A 3,510-nucleotide genomic window follows, 5' to 3' on the forward strand; every position below is an offset into this window, starting at 1 on the left:
AGTATTTTACCACCAATGACGATGCGCGAAGCATTAGAAACTACAAAAATTCATTCGGTAGCTGGTAAAACAAAAGATGTTGGCTTGATGGTTCAGCGCCCATTTAGAAGTCCACACCATACAGCAAGTTCGGTTTCATTAGTAGGCGGTGGAAGTTATCCGCAGCCAGGTGAAATTTCATTGGCTCACAATGGCGTTTTGTTTTTAGATGAATTGCCCGAATTTAAAAGAGAAGTGCTAGAAGTAATGCGTCAGCCCTTAGAAGATCGAGAAGTGACTATTTCAAGAGCAAAATTTACGATTACTTATCCATCGTCATTTATGTTAGTTGCCAGTATGAATCCAAGCCCTGGCGGATATTTTAATGATCCAAATGCTCCAGTAACATCATCGCCTATGGAAATGCAACGGTATTTGAGTAAAATTTCTGGGCCATTGTTAGATCGAATTGATATTCATATAGAAGTAACTCCTGTTCCGTTTGAAAAATTAACAGAAACACGAAAAGCCGAAAGCAGTACGGAAATTAGAAAACGAGTGACCAACGCACGAATAATTCAATCATTACGATTTGAAACTATGGAATACATTCATTATAATGCGCAAATGAGTAGCAAATTAATTAGAGAATTTTGTGTTTTAGAAGAAGTTTCTTTGCAGTTATTAAAAACAGCAATGGAACGATTAAATTTATCGGCTAGAGCATATGATCGAATTTTGAAAGTTGCTCGAACAATAGCCGATTTGGAAGCGTCAAATTCTATTCAATCGCATCATGTAGCAGAAGCAATTCAGTATCGCAGTCTAGATAGAGAAGGTTGGTTAGGCTAATAAATTATTGAGCTCCAAATACTATATAATGTTGATCAAAATTGGAATAAGCATGCTATGGATGGAACAGTATATCCTGACAATTGTTTAAAAATGAATTTGATTTGATTATGAAATCAGAAAAGGTATGCCCAAAATTACTTGAACATACCTTAAAAATTCTATTATTTCTGTCGATTTATGAATAATGCAACAACAACAGCTATTATTTTATTCTGATAATAGATTAGAGTAAAATCTACTAATTTTTCAATATTGAATGTAAAATATTATTCTAAACCACTTTCATCTATTGGTGATGCTTCTTTAAAACCAACTGATTGCGCATAAATTGCATAATACATAGAATAAATAAATGGAAGTGTAAAGAGAATACCAATACATAATACAAAAATTCCTAAAAGCATTCCTATACCAGCAATTATTAATGCTATTATTATGATAAAGGGTTGTTTAAAAAACAACTGAGCACTTTTTGTAATAGCTTCTAAATAATTTTGTTCGCCATAAATAATTAATGGAACAGTAAAAATAGTAAATAAACCAATAAAAATTTGAACCACCGAATTAAAAAATTCAAATCCAAGAAGAGTTAAAACTGATGTAATAACAGCAGTTGTAAAACCAATAATTAAATAGCTTAAAAATAGTTGTTTAAAAAAGTACCCTTTGTAAAAATCAAATAAATTAGAAAAACTAAATTCTTTTTTAGTAGCTGATAAATGGTTTAAATGAATAAAACCAGCAGTTGTAGGAGCAAATAATGCACTAAAAAACATAGATACAACTGCATTTCCTATAATAAATGTTTTATCAGTTGCTAGACTTTCAAGAGAAGTCATGGTTTCGGTAAAATTTGAAAAACCAAAAAAGGTTCCCAAAAGCAAAATATAAATTAATAATACCACAACCGAAACAATAATTAATCCTAGTCCAGCAATTAAAAAAGTTTTTTTGAAGGTAGCAAAACTTTCATCAATAAGTTTTCCTAAGTCTAACGAATATCCGTTACTCACTTTTTGCTCAATAATTTTTCTCATAGTTTGTTTTTTTAAATTAAATCCCAAAGTGCATCTTTAGGGGGGGAAGCTATAAATGTAAAAATTTCTTTTGAAACTGGGTGCTTAAGTATTAATTTTTTTGCATGTAAGTGAATACCTCCATCTGGATTACTTCTGTCAAAACCATATTTCAAGTCGCCTTTAATTGGGCAACCAATCGCTTGGAGTTGCGCTCTTATTTGGTGATGTCTGCCCGTATGCAAATCAATTTCTAAAACAAAATAATGGTCAAGTTTTTTTATAATTTGATACGAAAGACTTGCTGGTTTACTTTCTGGAACTTCTTTAATATGAGCTCTTGAGGTATTATTTTTGGAATTTCTTTTCAAAAAATGAGTAAGTGTATCTTTCTCCTTAGAAGGATAGTTTTTAACCACTGCCCAATATGTTTTTTGAGTCTCTCTATTTTTAAACGAAGCGTTTAATCGTTCTAATGCTTTTGAAGTTTTTGCAAAAATAACTACTCCAGATGTTGGACGGTCTAAACGATGCACTACACCTAGAAATACATCACCTGGTTTGCTGTATTTTTCTTTGATATATTCTTTAACTACATCAGATAATGGTTTATCGCCGGTTTTATCGCCTTGAACAATATCACCCACACGTTTATTGATAACGATGATGTGATTATCTTCATGAAGAATTTGTAGGTTTGATTTATTTGAAATTATTTTTTCAGTCAAAATGTACTAATTAAGCGCCGCCAGTTTAATATTGTTCATTTACATTTGGAAAATCTTTTGATTTCACATCGGTAACATATTGGCCAATTGCAGTGGACATTTCTTCAAATAAATTCATATAACGTCTTAAAAATCTTGGACTAAATTCGTGAGTCATTCCAATCATATCATGCAATACTAGGACCTGACCATCAACTCCGCCTCCTGCACCAATTCCAATAACGGGAATGGAGATGCTTTGAGCTACTTTTTCAGCCAAATGTGCTGGAATTTTTTCTAATACCAATGCAAAACAACCTATTTTTTCAAGCATTTTTGCATCTTCTAATAATTTTTCTGCTTCAGCATCTTCTTTAGCTCTAACAGAATAAGTTCCAAATTTATATATCGATTGTGGGGTTAAGCCTAAATGTCCCATAACAGGAATACCTGCATTCAATATTTTTTTTATGGAAGCAGCAATTTCGCTTCCGCCTTCAAGTTTTACAGCATGTCCGCCACTTTCTTTCATAATACGAATAGAAGACCGAAGCGCTTCTTTTGGATCCGATTGATAACTTCCAAACGGTAAATCAACTACAACTAAAGCTCTTTCGCATGCTCTAACCACACTTGAAGCGTGATATATCATTTGATCAAGCGTAATAGGTAATGTAGTTTCGTGTCCTGCCATTACATTACTCGCAGAATCACCAACAAGAATAACATCAACTCCTGCAGCGTCTACAATTTTAGCCATTGTAAAATCATAGGCAGTTAGCATAGAAATCTTCTCACCATTGATTTTCATGTCAATTAATGATTTTGTGGTAATTCTTTTGTAATCTTTTTTTGCTACAGACATTTTTCGACTATTTTTGAAGAAACAAAATTAACTTTTAAAAACTTATAATAAAAACCAAATCATGAAGAATTTACTTTTTACGCTATTA

General features: G+C 32.1%; 4 protein-coding genes. 1 reads left to right on the forward strand and 3 read right to left on the reverse strand.

Going from position 1 to position 3,510, the window contains the following annotated elements; all coding sequences use genetic code 11:
• The coding region (locus ACIQZC_RS10015; RefSeq protein ID WP_396139083.1) for a YifB family Mg chelatase-like AAA ATPase at positions 1-831 on the forward strand (831 nt) is incomplete at its 5' end.
• Between the two features lie 269 nt (positions 832-1,100).
• On the opposite strand, the gene ACIQZC_RS10020 is transcribed toward ACIQZC_RS10015, so the two are convergent.
• The 3 genes from ACIQZC_RS10020 to panB are packed head-to-tail and all read right to left on the reverse strand — an operon-like array spanning position 1,101 to position 3,422.
• Entirely contained in the window at positions 1,101-1,871 is a 771-nt protein-coding gene (locus ACIQZC_RS10020) for a hypothetical protein (RefSeq protein WP_396139084.1), read from the reverse strand.
• Between the two features lie 11 nt (positions 1,872-1,882).
• Positions 1,883-2,578, reverse strand: a complete 696-nt coding sequence (locus tag ACIQZC_RS10025; RefSeq protein WP_396139085.1) for an RluA family pseudouridine synthase — start codon at positions 2,576-2,578, stop codon at positions 1,883-1,885.
• A 25-nt stretch (positions 2,579-2,603) separates the two neighbouring features.
• Positions 2,604-3,422, reverse strand: a complete 819-nt coding sequence (gene panB, locus ACIQZC_RS10030) for a 3-methyl-2-oxobutanoate hydroxymethyltransferase (RefSeq protein ID WP_396139086.1) — start codon at positions 3,420-3,422, stop codon at positions 2,604-2,606.
• Between the last annotated feature and the right edge of the window lie 88 nt (positions 3,423-3,510).

Origin of the sequence: Flavobacterium sp., from assembly GCF_044338735.1 — a bacterium.
GTDB lineage: Bacteria > Bacteroidota > Bacteroidia > Flavobacteriales > Flavobacteriaceae > Flavobacterium.

Coding starts and splice junctions, on each gene's coding strand:
- ACIQZC_RS10020 (WP_396139084.1), bottom strand. CDS start 1,871: ATGAGAAAAATTATTGAGCAAAAAGTGAGTAACGGATATTCGTTAGAC.
- panB (WP_396139086.1), bottom strand. CDS start 3,422: ATGTCTGTAGCAAAAAAAGATTACAAAAGAATTACCACAAAATCATTA.